Raw genomic sequence first — 21,084 nt, 5'->3', positions numbered from 1 at the left:
AGCCAGTGGAGCACCCCGCCGTGGAAGGCGTGGAGGAAGTGAGCCACTACGAGACCGTAACGGAGTATCCCGGCGGCAGGGATGTGCGGAAGGTCATCGACGTGCCGGGCGTGCCTGCGCAGGCCGCATGGACCGAACAGGTGCCCATCCAGAAGTACATCCGCTACACCGCCGAAGAGCTGGCCGCGCAGGAAGAAGCACGCAAGAAGGCCGAAGCCCGGGAGAAGCTGCCGGAGCGCGTGGACGTGCTGGAAACCGCAAACGACGATATTATTTTGATGATGGCTGATTTTATTGGAGGCTGATTTTTATGAAAACCCTGAACGCACTCAAACTTCGCATTATGACCCGCGCTTTCAAAATCCGCATTGCCGCCGGTGAAGTCTTTGAAGACATCGCCGCCGACTACCCGTCCCTGACCACGGACGATCTGGAAGCCATCAAGGCCGAGCTGGAGAAGTAAAGGAGTAAGCGATGGAAAAGACCATCATGGACGTGAGCCGCCATCAGGGCGTCATCGACTGGGCAAAGGTCAAGGCAAGCGGTAAGGTGGACGGCGTGATGATTCGCGCCATGGGCAACAGCGGTGCGGGCAAGGCCAGCAAGCCGTACCTCGACCCCTATTTCGCCCGCAACTACGCCGAGTGCACCCGCGTAGGGCTGCCGGTGGGCGTGTATGGCTACTTCAAGGCCACCACCAAGGCACAGGCCGACAAGGAGCTGGCCCTGTTCAAGCAGGCGCTGGGCGGCAGGACGTTCCAGCTGCCGGTGGCTGTGGACATCGAGGACACGCTTCAGGCGGCCCTGAGCAAGTCCGCTCTGACCGACATTGTGGCCCACTGCCTGAGCACGGTGGAAAGCTGGGGCGTGTACGCTCTGCTCTACACCGGCCTTTGGTTCGGCAATACCTTCCTCTACATGGGCGGTGCAGAGCTGAAGCCCTACGACGTGTGGCTGGCCGCATATCGTACGAAGAAGCCCACTCCCGGCTGGCCCTTTGGCATGTGGCAGTACACCAGCACGGCAAGGATGCCGGGGGTGAGCACCAACGTGGACTTGTCCCGCGCATACAAGGACTACGCGGCGATCATCCGGCGTGCCGGGCTGAGTAAAGTAAAGGGGGTGTGACCAATGGCGAGTATTCTTGCTGCCGCAGGCATTCCGACGGCGGTGCTGGGGTTTCTCGTCTGGCAGCTGAAGCGGCGCATCGAGCATCAGGAAGCACGGCAGGAAGCCGCAGAGAAAGCCCGTGAGGAGTTCGAGACGAACCTGTACGAAAGCTCCCTCGCCGCAATCGCGCTGGGAGAAGCCACCGCCAAAGCCGTGCAGCGCATCCCGGACGCACACTGTAACGGCGATATGCACGCCGCCCTCGACTACGCGGCCGAGGTAAAGCATAAGCAGCGCGATTTTGTCGCCAAGCGCGGCATCAGCGCGATCATCAACTGAGAGAAAGGGATCTGACCATGGAAGCAGTATTGACTAATATCTTGAATGTTGTCCCCGGCTGGCTTGCCCTTGTCCTGATGCTGGGCGGCTTTGCCTTTTACGTCCTCGGTGCCATCCGGCTGGGCTACGGCGCGACCGTCCGCCCGCTGGTGCTTGACCTGATCGAGCGCGCCGAGCATGAGATCCAGGGCACCAAGCGCGGTGCCGAACGCAAAGCATGGGTGGCGGCAAAGCTGCGCGCTGCGCTGGACGCCAGCAAGTTTGGCAGGCTCTTCAGCTGGGCGATCACCGATGAGACCATCGGCAGGGTCATCCAGTTCTGCTTTGACAGGGCGAAGGATGTTGTAGGGAAACAGTAAACTCAATACATAGCAGCAGCCCCGGGGAGCCTGACGGTTCCTCGGGGCTGTTTTTGCGCTTTGCGTGTTACTAATTCGATAACGTGTTTCTAATTTGTTACTAAATACCGTCGAAATCGTCAAATTCGCAGCAGCCAAAGCAGTGAATTTTCTCGTGAAGTCGGGCTATTTCGGAGTGTACAAGCCACTAAAAATATGCTATTATAAAGAGTAGATTTTTACTCCTTCAGTCTGCTTCGCAGCCAGCTTCCTCAATGAGGGAGCCTACCCGCACGGTAAGCGTGTCGAGCGAACGCGGGACGAAGGGAGTTCGTCCATGATAAGGAGAACCATATGAAAGAACGCGCTTACCCTGTGTATACCGTCAACAAACACGCCGAAGGCCTGCTGGTGGGCGGGCATCCATGGGTGTACGAGAACGACATCCTCAATTCCCCGGAAAATGAGCCGGAAAACGGCACTCTGGCCGATGTGGTCAGCACCAAAGGTTCCTACCTTGGCACCGGCTTTGTCTCGCTCAAGAGCAAAATCCGCGTGCGGCTGATCTCCCGCAATGCCAACGACACCTTTGATGCTGCGTTCTGGCGCCGCCGGGTGGAATATGCATGGAACTACCGCAAGACCGTGCTGGAACCTGCAGACCTTTCTGCCTGCCGCGTCATTTTTGGCGAAGCCGACCAGTTCCCCGGGCTGACTGTGGACCGGTTCAGCAACATCCTCGTCACGCAGACCCTGAGCGTGGGCATGGAAAAGCTCAAGCCCGTCCTCTTCCCCATTCTGGCAGAAGTCCTGCGCGCCGACGGCCAGACCATCGACGGCATCTACGAGCGCAACGATGAGGCTCTGCGCGCAAAGGAAGGTCTTGAGCAGAACAAAGGCTGGTTTGAGCTGCCCGGTGAGACTCATCCGGCAAGCACCCAGACCGAGATCTGCGAGAACGGAGTTTACTATCATGTGGATTTCGAGAACGGCCAGAAGACCGGCTTCTTCCTTGATCAGAAGTACAACCGCCGGGCGGTGGCACGCCTTGCTGCAGGTCACACCGTGCTGGACTGCTTTACCCACACCGGCAGCTTTGCACTGAACGCCGCTGCGGGCGGCGCTGCCCGTGTGACCGCCGCCGACATCAGCGCCGAGGCCATTGCCATGGCGCAGCGCAATGCCCAGCGCAACGGTCTGACCAATATGGACTTTTTGTGCGAGGACACCTTTGAGCTGCTGCCCCGCTTGGAAAGAGAGGGACACCCCTACGATTTTATCATTCTGGACCCGCCCGCCTTTACCAAGGCGCGCCGCACTGTGGAGAACGCCATGCGCGGTTACAAGGAGATCAACTACCGTGCCATGAAGCTGCTGCCTCGCGGCGGCTATTTGGCAACTGCCAGCTGCTCCCATTTTGCCACCGAGGAGCTGTTCATCAAGATGCTGCGCGCCGCTGCAAAGGATGCGCACCGCCAGCTGCGGCAGATCGAGGTGAAACAGCAGGCACCGGATCATCCGATCCTGTGGGGTGTGCCGGAGACGAATTATCTGAAGTTCTTCCTCTTTCAGGTGATTTAACGATTTGAATACCCTCCGTTTCACTCTGGGTATCTTCAGCGGAAGTTTTATTTTTAATATTTGAGCTTCCGGAAAATCTGCGGATTTTCCGGAAGCTCTTTTTTCACAAAGCGGGGCCGTAACGGGCAATGGCACCGTATATTAAAAACACATTTTCACCAGAAGGGACCCCATCGGGTAAATGCATCTTTTTGCTGCGCTGCCTGAACCCTCTCAGTCAAAGCCTGACGGCTTTGCCAGCTCCCCCGAGGGGGGAGCTTTATGAGCAGGGACGGAAAACAACAATCTTTTCCGATGATGAATAAACTTACCCGGCAGCTGGATAAAAGCTCGCCCTTCGGGAGAGCTGGCATTGCGCAAGCAATGACTGAGAGGGTTTTTCCCATCGGGCGGAGAGGGTTCGCTCTCTTAAAAAGTCATACCAAGTGCGGATGCTCCAAAAATGCAGGAAGCTGTTTGTACAGAATCGTCAGATTTGTCAATTGCCTTTTTGGCCCGCCGGGGCTATAATCAAACCATAGACAGCAACGGCGCTGTGGGTCACCTCCTGACTCGCAGCGCCGTTTTTGTTAAGAAGTCTTTCGTGCTTTGGGGCCCGCTTTCCGGCAGCTCCGGGGCGGGAGCTGGGAAACATAAGATCAAGTAAGGAGTAGGATTTATGGCAGCAAATGTTATGGAGATCTACGGCAGCAAGGTCTTTAACGAGCATGTGATGAAGGAGCGCCTGCCGAGCGCTACTTATAAGAGCCTCAAGAACACCCTGCACAAGGGTGCTCCGCTGGACATTGAGGTGGCAAACGTTGTGGCCAGCGTGATGAAGCGCTGGGCCATGGAGCTGGGTGCCACCCACTACACCCACTGGTTCCAGCCGCTGACCGGCATCACCAGTGAGAAGCACGACGGCTTCGTCTCCCCCGTGGGCGACGGCACCGCCATCATGGAGTTCTCCGGCAAGGAACTGGTGCGCGGCGAGCCCGACGCTTCCTCCTTCCCCTCCGGCGGCCTGCGCGCCACCTGCGAGGCCCGCGGCTACACCGCATGGGACCCCACCAGCTACGCCTTCGTCAAGGATGACGTGCTGTGCATCCCCACCGCCTTTGTCAGCTACACCGGCGAGGCTCTGGATAAGAAGACCCCGCTGCTGCGCTCCATGAACGCCCTGTCCGGCCAGGCTATCCGCATCCTGAAGCTGTTCGGCAAGGATGTGGATTACGTCTCCACCACCGTCGGCCCGGAGCAGGAGTACTTCCTAATCAAGAAAGAGGACTACGAGGCCCGTCAGGACCTGATCCTCACCGGCCGCACCCTGTTCGGTGCTCCCTCTGCCAAGGGCCAGGAGCTGGAGGAGCACTACTTCGGCGTGATCCGCCCCGAGGTGTCCGCGTTCATGAAGGAACTGGACGAGGAGCTGTGGAAGCTGGGCGTGCCCGCCAAGACCAAGCACAACGAGGTAGCCCCCTGCCAGCATGAGCTGGCCCCCATCTACGATACCACCAACGTGGCCATCGACCACAACCTGCTGACCATGGAGATGATGAAGAAGATCGCCCCCAAGTACGGTCTGGTCTGCCTGCAGCATGAAAAGCCCTTTGAAGGCGTGAACGGCAGCGGCAAGCACAACAACTGGTCCCTGTCCACCACCGAGGAGAACCTGCTGGATCCCGGTGACACCCCCATGGAGAACCTGCAGTTCCTGGTGTTCCTGGCCGCCGTCATCAAGGCTGTGGACGAGTACGCCGACCTGCTGCGGACCTCTGTGGCCACTCCCGGCAACGATCACCGTCTGGGTGCCAACGAGGCACCTCCGGCTATCATTTCCATCTTCGTGGGCGAAGAGCTGGAAGCTGTCATTGATGCTATCGCATCCGATTCCCCCTACGCAGGCCCCGTCAAGATGAAGATGGACTTGGGCGTGGACGTGCTGCCCAAGTTCAGCAAGGACACCACCGACCGCAACCGCACCTCCCCCTTCGCCTTCACCGGCAACAAGTTCGAGTTCCGGATGCCCGGTTCTTCTCAGAACCTCAGCGACTGCGATACCATCCTGAACACCGCTGTGGCCAAGGAGCTGAAGGGCTACGCCGACGAGCTGGAGGGTGCTGAGGACTTTACCAGTGCCGCCATCGCGCTGGTCAAGCGCACCATCCGGGACCACCGCCGGGTCATCTTTAACGGCAACGGCTACTCTGCCGAGTGGGAAGAAGAAGCAGCCCGCCGCGGCCTGCCCAACAAGAAGAACGCCCCCGCTGCCCTGCCGGCCCTCATCGACCCCAAGAACATTGCCCTGATGGAAGAGTTCGGCGTGCTGACCAAGGTGGAGATGTACAGCCGCTACGAGGTAGAGCTGGAGCACTACTCCAAGATCATCAACATCGAGGCCCTGACCATGCTGGAGATGGCCCGCAAGCAGCTGCTGCCCGCCGTCAACGCCTACATGAGCGAAGTGGCCAACACCGCCGCTTCCAAGCTGGCCGTCAGCGAGAGCATCAGCGTGCGCAGTGAGACCAAGACCCTGGGCCGTCTGTCCGCCGACGCCGACGCCATGAGCGACGCCATCGACACCCTGCAGGATGCCGTGGATGCCGCCAAGGCTCTGCCCTCCGAGAGCGAGAAGGCCGTTGCCTTCCACGACAACGTGCTGCCCGCCATGGACACCCTGCGTGCCGCCGCCGACGACGCCGAGACCATCTGCGGTGAGGATTATTGGCCTCTGCCCAGCTACAGCAAGATGCTCTACTACGTCTGATCTTTCATCAGCGTAACAGCAGAATAGCATCCGTAGGCTGCGGAATTTAAAATTGCCATTCTCCTTTTCCTATTTCTTACACCAGCCTAAAGACCTGCTCCCATTCTGAGGGCAGGCCTTTAGGCGTTTTATTTGAAAGGGAAACCATTATGAGCTATTCGACCCAACAGGACATCCTTGATTTTGTGGAGGACAACAACGTCAAATTTGTGCGCTTTGCCTTCTGCGATATCTTTGGCACTCAGAAGAACATTGCTGTGCTGGCAAACGATCTGCCCAAAGCTCTGGAAGACGGTGTCTGCTTCGACGGCAGCTCCATTGCCGGCTTCATGAAGGTGGAGGAAAGCGACCTTGTGCTGCGGCCGGATCTTTCCACCGTGACCATTCTCCCCTGGCGGCCTACCGAGGGCCGGGTGATGCAGTTCTTCTGTGATGTGGAAAAGCCGGACGGCCAGCCCTTTGGCGGCAACTGCCGCGGCTTTCTGCGCAGCGTGAACCGAAAATTCAAAAAGCTGGGCATCACCTGCAATGTGGGCGCAGAGTGTGAGTTCTACCTGTTCGAGAATGATGACCGGGGCCGCCCCACCCGTATCCCCATCGACTTTGGCGGCTACTTTGACGTGGCCCCGCTGGACGCAGGCGAGAACCTCCGCCGGGACATCTGCCTGACCATGGAGCAGATGGGCATGAGCCCTCAGCACAGCCATCACGAAAGCGGCAACGGCCAGAACGAGATCGACTGCCACCACGCAGGCCCCCTCAAGACCGCCGACAACGTGATGATGTTCAAGCAGATCGTGCGCGCCATTGCCACCCGCAGCGGCATCCATGCAAGCTTCCTGCCCAAGCCCCTGCCGGATCAGGCAGGCAGCGGCCTGCACATCAACCTGTCCCTTTACATGGATGGCCGCAACCTGTTTGAGGGCGACATTGCCCCGGACAGCATTGCAGGCAGCTTTATGGCCGGTGTGCTGGCCCACAGCCGGGAGCTGACCGTGTTCACCAACCCTCTGCCCAACAGCTATCAGCGCTTTGGCTGCGATGAAGCGCCCCGCTATGTGAGCTGGAGCCGCCAGAACCGCAGCCAGCTGGTGCGCATCCCGCAGGTAAAGGGCGACAACTGCCGCATGGAGCTGCGCAGCCCGGACCCTGCCTGCAACCCCTATCTGGCCATTGGTCTGGTTCTGGCTGCCGGATTGGACGGCATCGAGAACCGCATGGTGCTCTCTGCCCCTGTGAACAAGAATCTGTTCGACCCCTCTATGGCTGAGGGCCTCAGCCTTGAGACTCTGCCCGCCAGTCTGGAAGAGGCCGTGCAGGCTGCGGAGGAGAGCGAATTTTTGCGCAGAGTGTTGCCCGAGCAGCTTGCCAGCCGCTACTTTACGGAAGAACTGAAGCGCTGCGAAGCACTGAAACACGCGTCCGACCCTGTTGAGTACGAGCGCACCCATTACTTCAACGCCATCTGACCCCTGCAAAAGAGAGTGTGTAGGAGAAAGGAGCGAAGGAAATGGGACGTGCACTGATCGTAAGTGCCGGTGCAAGCTCCAACGAGTATATCGCTGCACGGCTGACCGAAATGGGCTACAGCCGCCCGGTGATCATTCCCAGCGGGGCCGAAGCCCGGCGGCGCATGACGGAATCGGATTTTGAGCTGATCGTGGTCAACTCTCCCCTGCCCGATGAATTCGGGCATGAGGTGTGCATCAATGCTGTGGAAAAAACAGATGCCGGTGTCGTGTTTCTGGTCAAGGCCGCACAGGCTGAGCAGCTTTTGGGGCCCTTGAGCGAGCAGGGGGTATTGCTGCTGTCAAAGCCCTTCAGCACCGCCTTTTTTGTGCAGGCCATGCACATGGCGGCGGCAGGCAACCACCGCCTGCTGCGTGCCCGGCAGGAGAACGCCCGCTTACAGGAAAAGATCGCACAGGTGCGGCTGGTCAGCCGGGCAAAATGCTGCCTTGTGGAGCACGAGCACATGACCGAAGCCGAGGCACACCGCTACATAGAAAAACAGGCCATGGATACCCGTCGTGACCGCACAGAAATTGCACAGGAAGTCCTTGAAAATTATGAGGACATGGGTGTATAATATTGGATTGGGAAAAGTATCCTTGCTTTCACCGGCTCATTTTGGGAGAGGCAGAGAGCAAGACCGTTTGCCTGAAAGAATTCACGAAGGTTTATAAGGGAAAAATTCAGAAAAGCAAAAATAGAGGAGGAAATTCTATGGCAGAGAAACAAACCAAATTCATCTTTGTCACCGGCGGTGTCGTTTCCGGTCTGGGCAAGGGCATCACAGCCGCATCGCTGGGCCGTCTGCTCAAGTGCCGCGGTCTGAAGGTGGCCAGCCAGAAGCTGGACCCCTATGTGAATGTGGATCCCGGCACCATGAGCCCGCTGCAGCACGGTGAGGTGTTCGTGACCGACGATGGCACTGAGACCGATCTGGATCTGGGCCACTACGAGCGCTTTATCGACGAGAATCTGAACAAATACTCCAACCTGACCACCGGCAAGGTGTACTGGAACGTACTGAACAAGGAACGTCAGGGTGCCTATCTGGGCCAGACCGTGCAGATCATTCCCCACATCACCAACGAGATCAAGAGCTACATCTACAATCTGGCCTCTTCCACCGAGGCTGACGTGGTCATTACCGAGATCGGCGGCACGACCGGTGATATTGAAAGCCAGCCCTTCCTCGAGGCCATCCGTCAGGTGGGTCTGGAGCAGGGCCGCGACAACTGCTGCTACATCCATGTGGTGCTGGTGCCTTACATTTCCGGCTCGGACGAGTACAAATCCAAGCCTGCACAGCACTCTGTGAAAGAGCTGCAGGGCATGGGCGTGAACCCGGACATCATCATCCTGCGCGCAGACGGCAGTGTGGGCGGCGACATCCGCCGCAAGATCAGCACTTTCTGCAATGTGAAGCCGGAGTGCGTGATCGAGAACCTGACCATGCCCAGCCTGTACCAGTGCCCGCTGATGCTGCACACCGGTGGTTTGGACGAGGTCGTGGTGCAGAAGCTCAAGCTGGATGTGCCCGCTGCCGACCTGACCGAGTGGAAGCAGGTGGTCAGCCGCATTGCTACCCGCAGCAAGACCTGCAGCATTGCGCTGGTGGGCAAATACGTCAAGCTGCACGACGCTTACCTCTCCGTGATGGAGAGCCTGTACCACGCCGGCTTTGAGAACGACAGCCAGGTGGAGATCAAGTGGGTGGAAAGCGAGGACCTGACCGACCAGGCCGCCTGCAAGGAAGCCTTTGCAGATGTGGACGGCATCATCGTACCCGGCGGCTTTGGCGACCGCGGCATTGAGGGCATGATCCAGGCTGCACAGTATGCCCGCGAGAACCATGTTCCCTACTTTGGCATCTGCCTTGGCATGCAGATCATGGTAATGGAGTTTGCCCGGGGAGTTTTGGGCTACAAGGATGCAAATTCCAGCGAATTCACCCCGGATGGCAAGCATAATGTGATCGCCCTGATGGCCGACCAGCAGGGCAACATTCCCAAGGGCGGCACCATGCGTCTGGGTAAATACCCCTGCAAGGTGATGCCCGGCACCAAGATGGCCGAGTGCTACGGCGAGGCCGAGATCTGGGAGCGCCACCGTCACCGCTACGAGTTTAACAACGAATTCCGTCAGGAGATGCAGGACGCCGGTCTTGTTATTTCCGGCACCAGCCCCGACGGTCGTCTGGTAGAGACTGTAGAGCTGCCCGGCCGTGACTTTCATTTGGGCGCACAGTTCCACCCGGAGTTCAAGAGCCGTCCGAACCGTGCTCACCCGCTGTTCAAGGCATTCATTGCTGCGGCACTCAAGTTCCGCGCCAGCGAGCAGCGCAGCCTGCTGCACATGTAAACCATAAAAATAAGGTGCTGTCTGTGCGGACAGCACCTTATTTTTTACCCATATAATCCATGATCCTGCAAGGCATGGTTCTTTTGCTTGTGCTTATACATCCGCTGGTCAGCCAGACGGGTGATCTTGTCTGTATCCGTGCCTTCTTCCGGGTAGAGGGCAAAGCCGCAGCTGGTGCCGATCGTCAGAAGACTGCCTGCAACATGATAGGGTGCTGCAACAGTCTTACAGATAAACCCGACCTTGCGGCGCTGCAGCTCCATCCGTTCCGCTTCCGCTTTTTGCAGAGAACTCCCGGTGGCTTTGTTCTATCCTTGATTTCCGATCAGCACCACGGCCACATCGTTGACATTCGTGCCGGTCGCGCCGGTGATGATGAGCCCATCCACCGCCTTGAGGGCATGGTAGGCATCGTTGTTCTGCAGCACATCGTACACGTTCAGCTGGTTCTGCGCCAGTGCTGCGGCCGTGCTGCCGTCCACATAGCCGCCCGCAGCATCGGTTGGGCCGTCGGTGCCATCGCTGCCCACCGAAAAGACCGCTGCATCCAGCCCGGCGATCATTGGTGCTGCAGCAAGGGCCAGCTCCTGATTGCGCCCGCCCAGACCTGTTCCGGTCAGATGGACGACCGTCTCACCGCCTGCAAGAAAGGCCAGCTTTTTGCCCTGCCCCGCGTGGGTGCGGGCTATGGAACCAAGGAAGCTGCCAGCCTCCCGCGCTTCACAGCAGAGCCTGTCGGTCAAGATCACCGGCTCATAGCCCAGCTCCCGGCAGGCGTTGGCTGCTGCGCTGCACAGCTCCCGCACGCTGCCGGTGATCTGCGTGGCAACATGGTCCAGCACCTTTGGAGTCTCCTGTGCCAGCAGAGCCTTGGCCTGTGCCGAAAGCTGCAGGTGATATTTTTCCGCAATGGCAAGGGCCTGTGCACAGGTGGAGGTATCCGGCACCGCCGGACCGCTGGCGATCATATCCAGCGGGTCGCCCAGAATATCACTGAGCACGATGCTGAACACCTGCGCAGGCGCACAGCTCTGTGCAAACCGCCCGCCCTTGACCCCGGACAGGCGCTTGCGAATGGTGTTCATCTCCACGATATCGGCACCGCTGGCAAGCAGCTGGCCCGTGATCTGCTGCAGCTCTGCGCCGGGGATCAGCGGCTTTTCAAACAGTGCACTGCCGCCGCCGGACAGCAGAAACAGCACCGTATCCTCTGCCGTTAAGCCCTGCACCAGTTCCAGCGCTTTCCGGGTGGCGGCAAAGCCATTCTCATCCGGCACGGGGTGCCCGGCTTCGCAGCAGTCCACGCCGGGGATCGTGCCCTTCACGTGGCCGTATTTGGTCACGACCACACCGCCATCCACCCGGCCAAGAAATTTCACTGCAGCATGGGCCATCTGCCATGCTGCCTTACCGGCAGCCACCAGCAGCACCCTGCCGCCCTGCGGCCGGAAATTTTTCAGCGCGCGGCGCACCGCTTCGTCCGGCAGAACAGCGTTCAGGCTGGCACGGATGATGGCATCTGCATCTCTGCGCAGTGTTTCGTTTTTCAGCATGTCGTTCTCCCCTTTTCCACCGCTTCTTGTCCGCGGACAAAAAACACCTGTACAGTCTCTTCCTATGCAGGAAAACGCCGTACAGGTGTTCTGATCTTTTTGCTTACTTTGTGCTTGCCGGAGCAACCTCAAAGTCGATCTTGCCCAGGTTCACATCCGCACGCACAATGGTGATCATCATGGTGTCGCCCAGGCTCCAGTTCTTGCCGGAGACGGGGTCGGACAGGCGGATGCCCTCGGTGAGCATGGTACCGGAGGGGGTCAGGCTGGAAGCCGGCACAAAGCCCTCCACGCCGTTGTCCAGCTCAATGAACAGGCCGCGCTGGGTCACGCCGGAAATGCGGCCCTCGTAGCACTCGCCCAGATGGCGGCGGGCATACTCGGCCTTGTAGCAGTCCTCAGCCTTGCGCTCGATCTGCATTGCAATGATCTCGCGCTCACTGGACTGCTTGCTTGCCTTCTCGGCAAAGTCGCTGTAGCGCAGCACCATGGTATCCTTATCCATGCCCTTGAGCTGGGCGGTCATGATGCGATGGATGGCCAGATCCGGATAGCGGCGGATGGGGCTGGTGAAGTGAGCGTAGTCCTTCAGCACCAGACCGTAGTGGCCCTTGGGTTTTTCCTCATACACAGCCTTGGACATGCAGCGCAGCATACCGGTATTGATGATCTGCTCATACGGGCCGCCGCGCACACCTTCCAGAATTGCGCTCAGCTCCTTGGGGGTGGGCACATCCTTGGCAAAGTGATCGTTGATGCCGCAGGCCTGCAGCAGAGTGTGCAGACGCTCCAGCTTTTCAGCATTGGGTTCCTCGTGCACACGGTACACGAAGGGGATCTGCTTCACGCGGGCAAAGTGGGCAGCGCACTGGTTGGCCAGCAGCATGAATTCTTCGATCATAGCTTCGCTCTCGCCGGAGGTGCGCTTTTTCACGTCGATGCAGTGGCCGTCCTCGTCGAGGATCAGCTTCACCTCGCCGCTCTCGATATCCATGCAGCCGCGCTCCTTGCGCAGGCGGGCACGGTGGCCGTACAGTTCCTTCATGGCGGGCAGCTGGCTGAGCACTTCATGGTACTTGCCCTTCAGCTCGTCGTCAGCACTGCCGGCCAGCAAGGCGTTGATCTCGGAGTAAACACCCTTGACGCGGCTGCGGATGACCGACTTGACAAAGCGGTAATCGATCAGGTTGCCATCCTTATCCAGATGCATCAGGCAGGAGAAGGCCAGACGCAGCACGCCCTCATTCAGGCTGCAGATGCCGTTGGAAAGCTGCTTGGGCAGCATGGGCACCACCTGATCGGCATAGTAGACACTGGTTGCGCGGTTAAACGCTTCGTTGTCCAGTTCGCTGCCGGGCTTGACATAGTTGGAAACATCTGCAATGTGGACACCCAGCTCAAAACCGCCCTCCGGGGTCTTGGTCAGGCTGATGGCATCATCGATATCCTTGGTCTCAGCACTGTCAATGGTGAAGATGGGCAGGGCACGCAGATCCATGCGGCCCTCGGTGTCCTTTTCAGAGACCTCAGCGTTCTCCAGCTTCTTGGCTTCCTCACGAACCTTATCCGGGAAGCGGCTGTGGATATCCTGCGCATAGAGCAGAGCCTTTGCGCAGCGCTTTGCTTCGTCCGAGCTGCCAAACCGCATGGCAACGCCCACGCGGTGATCTTCCTGCCGATTGCCGCGCTGCAGGATCTCCACGGCCACCTTGTCGCCGTCCTTTGCACCGCCCTCGCAGTCACGCATCATCTGCATGGAGATGGCCGGGCAGTCGTCCGGCACGAACTTCAGGCGGCCCTCAATGCGGCGGGCAGTGCCCACCAGATCGTTCTTTTCTTCCAGAATGGCCAGGATCTCGCCTTCATCGCTGCCCTCCACACGGGGGTGCTCAAACTTTTCCACAAGCACTATGTCGCCGGGCATGGCACCGCGGGTAAAACGGCCCGGGATAAAGATATCGCTGGTGCCGTCCTCCAGCATGACAAAGGCAAAATTCTTGCCCAGTTTTACCACCTTGCACAACAGAGCCTTGTCTGCACGGCCGGAGCGCACCGTAAAGAACACGCCCTGACGCTGGCAGATGACCGCCTCGTGCACCAGCTGATCCACAGCCTCCATCACCTTGCGGTCCGAGCCGCGGTCCCCGCCGAATTTGGATTTGAGGTCTTTGACGGTGCACGGCTGATTCTGGATCGCGTGCTCAATTTTATCGCGCATTGCCATAATATTTTTTCTCCTTGCTCTTCCATGGCCGCAGCCTCCAACGTGCCGCAGCGCTGCCAATCGTGGGCCAGCTGCCCCACCCTGCCCGGCGGTCAGACTGCCGCCGACATCCTATCATAACACAGAAAAACAGCCCCGTCCTTTACACGGGGCTGCACGAACCTTGTCAACCTGCCAGACGGCCTGCAAACAGACATGCCAGAATGGCAACCACAAAGAAAACAATACCTGCAATGCGGGTGGTCTTGGCCAGCATCTGATCAGCCGGGGTCAAACGGGCATTGTTTGCGCCGCCCATACTGCCGTTGATAGCACCGGAAAGGCCCTGACCGTGGGTGTGCTGCATGAGAGTGAGGAAAACGATGACGAGCGAAGCGATCAGCAGGATCACACCGCCAACAATTTCGATAACAGACATGGATTGAAACGCTCCTTTATTTTAATTCAACAAAAACTACGCAGAAATACAAATATATAGTAGCATAACAAGCGCAAAAAAGCAAGCAGAAACCGTGCATTTTTATGCCAGAAGGTCCAGCATTGCGCACAGCCGGGCAAAGATGGCGGCGCTGGAATGTTCCGTGCTCACCTGCCCGTCCTGCAGCACCACAATGGTGTAGCGCGGCTGCTGCGCCGGGTAAAACCCTGTGAACCACAAGTTTTTGCGTTCCGTGCCATCCGGTGTGAACTGCCCGGTCTGCGCGGTACCGGTCTTGCCGCCAGCCCCTTCTTCCAGCCAGGCAGCATCCTGTGCGGTGCCCTCTTCCACCACCTGCTGCAGCATTTTACGCAGGAGCGCTGCATTTTCCGCACTCATCACCCGCCTTGACTGCGGATGTGCAAGCGTTTCCAGCGGCGTACCGTCAGTTTCATCCACCGAGCCACACACAAAGAAAGGCGTGCGGTACACCCCGCCGGAAGCAATGGTGTTCATCATGGCGGCGATCTGTACCGGTGATGCCAGCAGACCGCCCTGCCCAAAGCTGAAATTTGCCAGCTGGCCGCTCTGGGCAAGCTCCCCGGCAGACGGCAGCTTTCCGGCATCGGCGTGCAGCGCACCTGCCACCGGCACCTCCTGCCCGAAGCCAAGCTGCCGAGACATCTGCAAAAGCGTCTCTGCCCCCAGCTGCTGCCCCAGCCGGATAAAATAGCCGTTGCAGCTTTTTTCCAGAGCCGCAGTCATGTCTACCGTTCCGTGCGGAACACCGCCTGCGCAGCGGAAGATCTGTCCATCCACCACCACCGCACCGGTGCATTCGTACTCCGGCAGGATGCCCTGCTCCAGCGCTGCCGCAGCCAGCACCGGCTTGAACACTGAACCCACAGCATAGCTTTCCAGTGCGCGGTTCAGGAACGGACTGTCCGGTGCATCCAGACTTGCGGCAAGGTCATCCGGGTCATAGCCCGGTACGCTGACGCTGGCGCGAACCGCAGCAGTGGCCGTGTCCAGAACCAGAATGCAGCCGCTGGTCATGGTGTCTGCGGCCACCGCTTCGGCGGCACGCTGCACCGGGCGGGAGATCGTCAGCTGCATGCCCCCCGCACTGCTGTCCTGCCGGGTAAGCTGCGGTGTTTCCCCGGCCCGCAGCCGTCCTTGTGCTGTGACCGCGCACACCAGCGTGTCATGCTCCTTTGTCCCGGCCAGCTGGCTGTCCAGCGCCTTTTCCAGCCCGGCAATGCCGCAGCCTTCTGCATCCAGATAGCCGATCAGATGCTGGCACAGCGGAACTTCTGCGCAGCGCCGTGCCGTTGCAAAGCAGCGTATGCCGCGCCCGGAAAGGTCGCGGTCCACTTCCAGCAGAAACGGTGCGGAGCGGTTGCGGTTCCGGTACAAAAGTGCCTGCCCGGCACTATCCGTAAATGCATACAGGCGTGTGTAGTTGTTTTCGCCCGGGAAGCAGAGGGCAAGATACCGCGTTTCCAGCCCGGTGAGAAGCAGGCCGCTGTGATCGTAAAAGCTGCCCCGCCGGGCAGGCAGCGAGAGCCGGACTGTGCTCTGTGCTTCGGCCCGGGCAGCATAGGTATGGTTCTCTGCCAGAAAATACAGGCGGCACAAAACTACCGCAAACCCCAGCAGAACAGCTGCATACAACGCCAATACCCGTTTGCCGGACATCTGCTCACCCCTTTTTGATAGAGTGGGCTGCATCTGTGGTTTCTATACAAAAAGAGACGGGGTCTCCGAAGAGATCCCGTCTCCATAAGGTACTTATTGAGTAAGCAATTCCGCTTCATGCGTCGAAAATCACAGGTTGCCGGCGATCTGTTCAAAGGCTCTTTCAACCGATTCAAAACTACTGTGCGTGTAGACATCCAACGTCACACTGGCATTGGAGTGTCCCATCAGGTATTGCAGGCTCTTCACATCCAACCCGGCCTGCTGAACATTGGTGCAGAAGGTGTGTCGCAGCACATGAGATGTAATGCGCGGAACAGGTTTGCCGTACGCCTTCTCAAACTTTCCCTGCACGCCACGCACAAACAAACAGCGGCCCCGCAGACCTTTTTCAAAGTCTGCGGGGCCTTGTGCTGTGGGGCTATTTTACCTGCACGGTCATGGTTCGGTCACTGCCCGGTAGCCGCGGATGACGCGCCACTTGGCAACGCCCTTGTCCGGCTTAAAGCTGCCGTCGGCGTGGGCTTTCAGGTGGCCCTGCTCGATGGCCCACTGGGCGGCTTGGGCCAGCTCCGGGTCGGCTACGTCCGCAAAGGCGGGCAGAGTGGCCGGGGCCGGGCGGCCTGCGGTGTTCCAGAGGAGCATTGCCAGCTCGGCGCGGGTATGGGGCACGGCCACTCCTGCAGGCAGGAGCTGGTCAAGGATGAGCTCCGTGCCCACCTGATAGGCCACGACGCCCGCCGCGCCCACGACTGCGACGCCCGCCAGAAGGGTGCCGAAGCCGTCTCCGCCGTCTGGGCTGCCCTCGCCGCTCTCGGCGGTGCGCCAATGGCCATAGAAGGTCACGTCCCGGTCGAGGTTGCCCACATGGTTCGCGCCCGGGCCCATGTAGTAGGGGCTATCCTCCAAGCGGGTGCCGTCTTCGAGGAACCAGCCCTCAAAGAGGCGGGCTTCCTCCTCGCTGCCGGTGATTGCACCGGGGAACTGCATTCCTCCATTCACCGGTTCGTCCCCCGGATGGACGACCCAGTAGACCTTAAAGTCCGTGGGGGCCTGCTCCGGCTGGGCGATCTTCGCCTTCTTGCTCTTGTTCATTTCGCCTTCCACCAGATCGAGGCCGTCCTGCAGGGTCAGCTCGTCCAGTACGAGGGCATAATACTCCTGTTCCTCCGATGCATCCGTTTCCGCCGTGATGACGGTGCCTGCGCCGGAAGCCTCCAACTCGTTTGCCACGACGGCCGAGCCGCCGGCTTTCACATCCAGCGTGCTGTTCGCCACGGTGAGCTTGCCGCACCGAATGCCAAACTGGAAGAAATTGCCTTCCGAGTTCGTGCCTGCAATGGTCACGGTGCTGTTTTGGATGGTGATGTCCTCGTCAGAGCGGCCTGCCCGGATCGCGTCATCACCAACGTCGCCATCGATATTGCCCGTAAGGGTGAGGGTTGCGTTATCCAGCGTCAGCGGGCCTTCCGTAAGGATTCCATCGGCGTTGGAAAGGGTGGCTGTGCCGGTAATGGTCAGCTCTTCCGCCAATTGGGAATCGATGCAGCAGTAACCGCCCGCGGCCCCATCCAGCGTGAGATCGGCATCGTTCAGGGTCAGCGTGTTGGTCGTCGGGTCAAACTTCACAGACCCGCCATCCTCCAGCACATCGCTTTGGTTGCTCTTTGTGACCTGCTTGTCTGCTACCCAGAGGTCGTAGGTTTCGCTTTCCTGCTGGTTCGGGTCCACATCCGTCAGTTCCAGATAGGCGTGGTTTGTCTCTTTGACTTCAAAAAAGCTGTCAAGTTTTTCCTGCACGCTGGTGTCGATTTCCGTATAACCCGCGTCATCGTCGGTGCGATACCAGAACCTGCTTACGTCCTCTCCGATGCCCAGCCTACTCAGGCCGAAGTCCATACCGATAGTCGTCACATTCAGGAGCAGGTGGCCGCCGTTGTAGGTCAGATGACCCTGTTCCCCGATGTACTGCTGCGCATGGATCACCAGCTCGCTGCCATGGTTCATGGTAGTGAAATTGGCGATGCCGCATTCTGCATTTGTGATCTTCACCTTGCCATCGATCTGAACGCTTCCCCAGCCGATGCCCGTCTGGAAACCCTTCAGCGTGATTCTAGTATCGGAAGCAATCGTCGTTTTATCGTTTGTAGCGCCTAAAATTCCTTTCGACTGGTTTCCCGCATCGGTATTGGTGAGATCGTATTCTCCCCTTACTATTTCCTTTGCTCCATCAAAGCCGTTGCTTTTCGTTCTGCCCGTTACTTTGCCGTTTGCCACCAGCCTCAGATTTTCTTCACTGAGGGCTTTGACCAGCGAGTAATTCTCCGAGTCCAAAGTTGTATCCAGCGTCACATCTCCGTCAAAGGTCAAAAGACCCCGGTTATAGGATACCGTACCCTGAATGCATTTCTTACTATCGACCGGTCCGTTCCACTCCGGATACAGAAGTACATTTGTCACCCCGCAAGCTGCTCCCATCGTCGAGCTGCCCGCCAGTGCCAGCGGGGCCGCGAGGTTCAGCGCGAGGGCTGCGGAAAGCACCCCGGCGAGGAATTTCTTCCATCTTCGTTTCATTGCAAAAGCCTCCCTTTTTCTACCAATTTTGTTGCAGGAAAAAAGCTCCACGGTTCACTTTTAGGATACCGTGGAGCTTTGGTTTTTGCTATTAACCCGGGGTTAGTTTTTGGTTAATTCCGGGGGGCGTTTTTCTGGTACCACTCGGCCAGGCGGGCGCGGCGGGTGCGGGGGTCGCCGCCCATATCCAGCTTTGCGTACAGCTGGTTGATGTACTGCTTCACCGTGCCCTCGGAGAGGTAGAGGGCGGCGGCGATCTCCTTGTTGGTGCACCGCCCGGCCACCAGACGGGCCAGCTCCCGGTCGCGGTCGGTCAGGGGCAGCTCCGGCGCGGGGGCGGGCAGGCCCAGCCGGGCGGCAAAGGCCCGGCCTGCGGGCAGGATGCGGGCCACGAAGGGCCCCAGACGCGGCTCGCAAGCGGCCCAGTCCTCCCCTTCCAGCAGGGGGGCCAGAGCGGGATACTGCTCCACAAAGAGCACCCAGAAATCGTCCTGCACAGCGTCCAGCAAAGCCGCTGCCAGCGCGGCCCGGGCCTCGGCCCGCTGGCCGAAGCGCAGCTGCGCCGCCGCCAGCTGGATGCGGGTCTGCAGGCCCACCAGACCGTAGTGCATGGCCTCGCACCGGCGCAGCAGGCCCTCGCTGTGGGCAATCACCTTCACGTACTCCCCCTGCGCCAGCCAGACCTGCTGCTCGATGAGGGACATCATGGGGCGGCAGGGCCCAAAGAAGCTCACCTCGGCCAGCTTGTGCTCCCGGAACAGCTCCGGGGCCTGCTCCGGCCTGCCCTGCAAAGCGTAGAAATAAGCGGCGATGCTCTCCAGCAGATGCACCTGCACCCCGTCGTGCTTTTGCAGCAGGGCGGCGCGCTTGGCGGCAAAATCGTACTCCTCTTTCCCCTTGCCGCACAGGGCCAGCCGCAGGGCCAAAAAGTCGCAGCAGAGGGTCATGTTCTCCTGCCCGGCGGCGTCGGCCCGGGCCCGCTCCAGCAGCACGGCGGCTTTCTCCCACGCCCCCTGCAGGTAGGCGGCCTCCGCGTCCATCAGCAGCTCGGCCCCCCGGCCGTGGCCGTTGGTGATTTTATAGTAATGGGGCATACACTCGTACATTTCGGCCAGTTCTTTGCCCAGCTCCCCGGGGGCGCGGTAGTACATCATCAGCACCGAGGGGGAGCCGAAGGTCCAGCTGCCGCTGTTGCGCAGGGTGACGGCGGGGCGGCTCATCTGGCGGCTGGCGCTGCGGTGGAGGCGGCTCATCTGGGTGATGTCGTTGTAGAACAAGAAGCTCTGGATGAGGTCGCACTCCCCCAGCAGGTTGCCCCGCTCGGCGGCGGGCCACTCGGGGTGTTGGGCCACGGCGGCTTCCAGCAGGGCTTTCAGCTCCATCATTTTGGGGATCTGCTGCCAGGTGAACATCCGGCGCATCAGCACCAGAATGGCCAGCGGGTGGCGCTGCAGTGCTTCCACCGGGCAGCGGTCCAGCCGCTGCAGCAGCTCGGCGGGGCTGAGGGAGGCAAGCAGATCCCCCGCGTCCGCCTCGATGACGGCAAGGGCTGCATCGCGGTCGCCGCAGTGCTCAAAGGCCTGCAACGCGTGGAGGTACTGGGCTTTTTGGGCATACCAGCGGCCATACCGCTGCCAGACCTCCGTTTGCCGGGCGGCGGGCAGCTGGGCAAAGAGCCGCTCGGCGCACTCTTTCATCATGTGGTGGAAGCGGAAGCTCACCCCGTCCGGCAGGCGGGTGACAAAGGCGTTTTGCTGGGTGAGGGCCCGCAGCACCTCCTCCGCGTCGGGCAGGGCGGTGACAGCCCGGGCCATCTCCACCGTGAACTCATCGGCCAGCCCCATCACAGCGAGGAAGCCCCGGGTCTTCTCGGGCAGGGACTCCAGCATGGCGGCGGTGAACATGGCGTAGATGTCCGACCCCAGCTGCAGCAGGCTCCCCCGCTCGGCCAGGGCATGGAGGTTCAGGTAGACGGCGGAGAACCACCCCTCGCAGGAGCGCAGCAGGCTCTCGGCCTGGGCGGCGGTGATCTCCACGCCGCAGCGGTGGGTGTAGGCCAGCAGCTCCTCCCGGTTCAGGCGGAGGCCGTCGGCCTCGATGCGGTGGAGCCGCCGCCCCAGCCGCACCACCTGCTCCCCGGGCAAAAAGCGGTTGCGGCTGGCCACGATAAGGTGGACGTTCTCGGGCAGGCGGTAGGCCAGCCGACACAAAAACTGCGCCACCCGCTCGTCCCCCAGCAGGTGGAAATCGTCCAGAAAAAGATAGTAGGGCGTTTTGCCGCCCAGCGCGGCACACAGGTCCTCCAGCAGCAAAGCCGCGCCGCTGGCGTCGGCGGGGCAGTCGTAGCCCTCCAGCACCGTCAGCCCGGCGGCGGCAAAGACCTTCTGCACGCTTTTCCAGAAGATGGAGCGGTTATCCGAGTAGATGCTGGCTTGCAGCACCACGGCCCCCGCCTTGGCCTGCTCTGCCAAGAACCAGCGCACCGCCGTCGTTTTACCGTAGCCCATGGGGGCCACCACCGCCGTGAGCGCACAGGACGCTATGGGCCGCAGCGTCTCCCGCATTCGGTCCGAGATGTAGATGATGTTCAGGTTCTGCCTGTTTCTGGCCATGCGCGTTCCCCTTTTCCTTAT

The 21,084-nt window shown here is 59.9% G+C and carries 18 protein-coding genes; 10 read left to right on the top strand and 8 right to left on the bottom strand.

Going from position 1 to position 21,084, the window contains the following annotated elements; all coding sequences use genetic code 11:
- From GKG34_RS15615 to GKG34_RS01685, 10 genes are all read left to right on the top strand, one after another.
- A partial coding sequence (locus GKG34_RS15615) for a hypothetical protein (protein ID WP_173015212.1) occupies nucleotides 1-305 on the top strand: 305 nt, incomplete at its 5' end.
- A gap of 5 nt (nucleotides 306-310) precedes the next feature.
- A complete protein-coding gene (locus GKG34_RS01725) occupies nucleotides 311-463 on the top strand; it encodes a DUF433 domain-containing protein (protein WP_005937343.1) in 153 nt (50 codons plus the stop codon).
- Nucleotides 464-474: 11 nt separating this feature from the next.
- Complete coding sequence (locus tag GKG34_RS01720) at nucleotides 475-1,128, top strand: GH25 family lysozyme (protein ID WP_005937340.1); 654 nt, start codon at nucleotides 475-477, stop codon at nucleotides 1,126-1,128.
- 3 nt (nucleotides 1,129-1,131) lie between these two features.
- A complete protein-coding gene (locus GKG34_RS01715) occupies nucleotides 1,132-1,449 on the top strand; it encodes a hypothetical protein (RefSeq protein WP_005937338.1) in 318 nt (105 codons plus the stop codon).
- A gap of 17 nt (nucleotides 1,450-1,466) precedes the next feature.
- Nucleotides 1,467-1,808, top strand: a complete 342-nt coding sequence (locus GKG34_RS01710; protein ID WP_005937336.1) for a hypothetical protein — start codon at nucleotides 1,467-1,469, stop codon at nucleotides 1,806-1,808.
- A 333-nt stretch (nucleotides 1,809-2,141) separates the two neighbouring features.
- Nucleotides 2,142-3,368 (top strand): class I SAM-dependent rRNA methyltransferase, encoded by a 1,227-nt coding sequence (locus GKG34_RS01705; RefSeq protein WP_005937333.1) that lies wholly within the window; start codon nucleotides 2,142-2,144, stop codon nucleotides 3,366-3,368.
- A gap of 658 nt (nucleotides 3,369-4,026) precedes the next feature.
- Nucleotides 4,027-6,114: a glutamine synthetase III gene (locus GKG34_RS01700; RefSeq protein ID WP_154255458.1), complete on the top strand. Its 2,088-nt coding sequence runs from the start codon at nucleotides 4,027-4,029 to the stop codon at nucleotides 6,112-6,114.
- Between the two features lie 149 nt (nucleotides 6,115-6,263).
- On the top strand, nucleotides 6,264-7,583 hold the full coding sequence (locus GKG34_RS01695) for a glutamine synthetase family protein (protein ID WP_005937322.1): 1,320 nt from the start codon (nucleotides 6,264-6,266) through the stop codon (nucleotides 7,581-7,583).
- Between the two features lie 41 nt (nucleotides 7,584-7,624).
- Nucleotides 7,625-8,203 carry an ANTAR domain-containing protein gene (locus tag GKG34_RS01690; RefSeq protein ID WP_005937320.1) on the top strand — a complete coding sequence of 193 codons (579 nt, stop codon included), beginning with the start codon at nucleotides 7,625-7,627 and terminating at the stop codon, nucleotides 8,201-8,203.
- A 137-nt stretch (nucleotides 8,204-8,340) separates the two neighbouring features.
- Entirely contained in the window at nucleotides 8,341-9,984 is a 1,644-nt protein-coding gene (locus GKG34_RS01685; protein WP_118527002.1) for a CTP synthase, read from the top strand.
- Between the two features lie 44 nt (nucleotides 9,985-10,028).
- On the opposite strand, the gene GKG34_RS01680 is transcribed toward GKG34_RS01685, so the two are convergent.
- The 8 genes from GKG34_RS01680 to GKG34_RS01645 all read right to left on the bottom strand — a co-directional run bounded on the left by GKG34_RS01680 (nucleotide 10,029) and on the right by GKG34_RS01645 (nucleotide 21,063).
- Nucleotides 10,029-10,247 carry a diguanylate cyclase gene (locus GKG34_RS01680; RefSeq protein ID WP_154255457.1) on the bottom strand — a complete coding sequence of 73 codons (219 nt, stop codon included), beginning with the start codon at nucleotides 10,245-10,247 and terminating at the stop codon, nucleotides 10,029-10,031.
- Between the two features lie 45 nt (nucleotides 10,248-10,292).
- On the bottom strand, nucleotides 10,293-11,537 hold the full coding sequence (locus GKG34_RS01675) for a glycerate kinase (RefSeq protein WP_005937311.1): 1,245 nt from the start codon (nucleotides 11,535-11,537) through the stop codon (nucleotides 10,293-10,295).
- Between the two features lie 103 nt (nucleotides 11,538-11,640).
- Nucleotides 11,641-13,761: a ribonuclease R gene (rnr, locus tag GKG34_RS01670; protein WP_005937309.1), complete on the bottom strand. Its 2,121-nt coding sequence runs from the start codon at nucleotides 13,759-13,761 to the stop codon at nucleotides 11,641-11,643.
- A 166-nt stretch (nucleotides 13,762-13,927) separates the two neighbouring features.
- A complete protein-coding gene (secG, locus tag GKG34_RS01665) occupies nucleotides 13,928-14,179 on the bottom strand; it encodes a preprotein translocase subunit SecG (RefSeq protein ID WP_005937305.1) in 252 nt (83 codons plus the stop codon).
- 102 nt (nucleotides 14,180-14,281) lie between these two features.
- Nucleotides 14,282-15,877: a penicillin-binding protein 2 gene (locus GKG34_RS01660; RefSeq protein ID WP_154255456.1), complete on the bottom strand. Its 1,596-nt coding sequence runs from the start codon at nucleotides 15,875-15,877 to the stop codon at nucleotides 14,282-14,284.
- A gap of 129 nt (nucleotides 15,878-16,006) precedes the next feature.
- Nucleotides 16,007-16,240 carry a tyrosine-type recombinase/integrase gene (locus GKG34_RS01655; RefSeq protein WP_223387763.1) on the bottom strand — a complete coding sequence of 78 codons (234 nt, stop codon included), beginning with the start codon at nucleotides 16,238-16,240 and terminating at the stop codon, nucleotides 16,007-16,009.
- A gap of 75 nt (nucleotides 16,241-16,315) precedes the next feature.
- Nucleotides 16,316-18,451 (bottom strand): hypothetical protein, encoded by a 2,136-nt coding sequence (locus GKG34_RS01650; protein WP_154255455.1) that lies wholly within the window; start codon nucleotides 18,449-18,451, stop codon nucleotides 16,316-16,318.
- Nucleotides 18,452-18,564: 113 nt separating this feature from the next.
- On the bottom strand, nucleotides 18,565-21,063 hold the full coding sequence (locus GKG34_RS01645; protein ID WP_154255454.1) for a LuxR C-terminal-related transcriptional regulator: 2,499 nt from the start codon (nucleotides 21,061-21,063) through the stop codon (nucleotides 18,565-18,567).
- Nucleotides 21,064-21,084 lie beyond the last annotated feature (21 nt).

The sequence above is a fragment of the Faecalibacterium sp. BIOML-A4 genome, assembly GCF_009679665.1.
Taxonomy (GTDB): Bacteria; Bacillota; Clostridia; order Oscillospirales; family Ruminococcaceae; genus Faecalibacterium; species Faecalibacterium taiwanense.
Note: the sequence above shows the minus strand (reverse complement) of the source record. Positions and strands in the feature narration are given on the sequence as shown.

Bases quoted from the DNA above. Each gene is read 5' to 3' on its own strand.
- GKG34_RS01715 (WP_005937338.1), top strand. From the start codon at position 1,132: ATGGCGAGTATTCTTGCTGCCGCAGGCATTCCGACGGCGGTGCTGGGG.
- secG (WP_005937305.1), bottom strand. From the start codon at position 14,179: ATGTCTGTTATCGAAATTGTTGGCGGTGTGATCCTGCTGATCGCTTCG.
- GKG34_RS01685 (WP_118527002.1), top strand. From the start codon at position 8,341: ATGGCAGAGAAACAAACCAAATTCATCTTTGTCACCGGCGGTGTCGTT.
- GKG34_RS01690 (WP_005937320.1), top strand. From the start codon at position 7,625: ATGGGACGTGCACTGATCGTAAGTGCCGGTGCAAGCTCCAACGAGTAT.
- GKG34_RS01675 (WP_005937311.1), bottom strand. From the start codon at position 11,537: ATGCTGAAAAACGAAACACTGCGCAGAGATGCAGATGCCATCATCCGT.
- GKG34_RS01695 (WP_005937322.1), top strand. From the start codon at position 6,264: ATGAGCTATTCGACCCAACAGGACATCCTTGATTTTGTGGAGGACAAC.
- GKG34_RS01680 (WP_154255457.1), bottom strand. From the start codon at position 10,247: ATGGAGCTGCAGCGCCGCAAGGTCGGGTTTATCTGTAAGACTGTTGCA.
- GKG34_RS01720 (WP_005937340.1), top strand. From the start codon at position 475: ATGGAAAAGACCATCATGGACGTGAGCCGCCATCAGGGCGTCATCGAC.
- GKG34_RS01700 (WP_154255458.1), top strand. From the start codon at position 4,027: ATGGCAGCAAATGTTATGGAGATCTACGGCAGCAAGGTCTTTAACGAG.
- GKG34_RS01645 (WP_154255454.1), bottom strand. From the start codon at position 21,063: ATGGCCAGAAACAGGCAGAACCTGAACATCATCTACATCTCGGACCGA.
- GKG34_RS01710 (WP_005937336.1), top strand. From the start codon at position 1,467: ATGGAAGCAGTATTGACTAATATCTTGAATGTTGTCCCCGGCTGGCTT.
- GKG34_RS01705 (WP_005937333.1), top strand. From the start codon at position 2,142: ATGAAAGAACGCGCTTACCCTGTGTATACCGTCAACAAACACGCCGAA.
- rnr (WP_005937309.1), bottom strand. From the start codon at position 13,761: ATGGCAATGCGCGATAAAATTGAGCACGCGATCCAGAATCAGCCGTGC.
- GKG34_RS01725 (WP_005937343.1), top strand. From the start codon at position 311: ATGAAAACCCTGAACGCACTCAAACTTCGCATTATGACCCGCGCTTTC.
- GKG34_RS01650 (WP_154255455.1), bottom strand. From the start codon at position 18,451: ATGAAACGAAGATGGAAGAAATTCCTCGCCGGGGTGCTTTCCGCAGCC.
- GKG34_RS01660 (WP_154255456.1), bottom strand. From the start codon at position 15,877: ATGTCCGGCAAACGGGTATTGGCGTTGTATGCAGCTGTTCTGCTGGGG.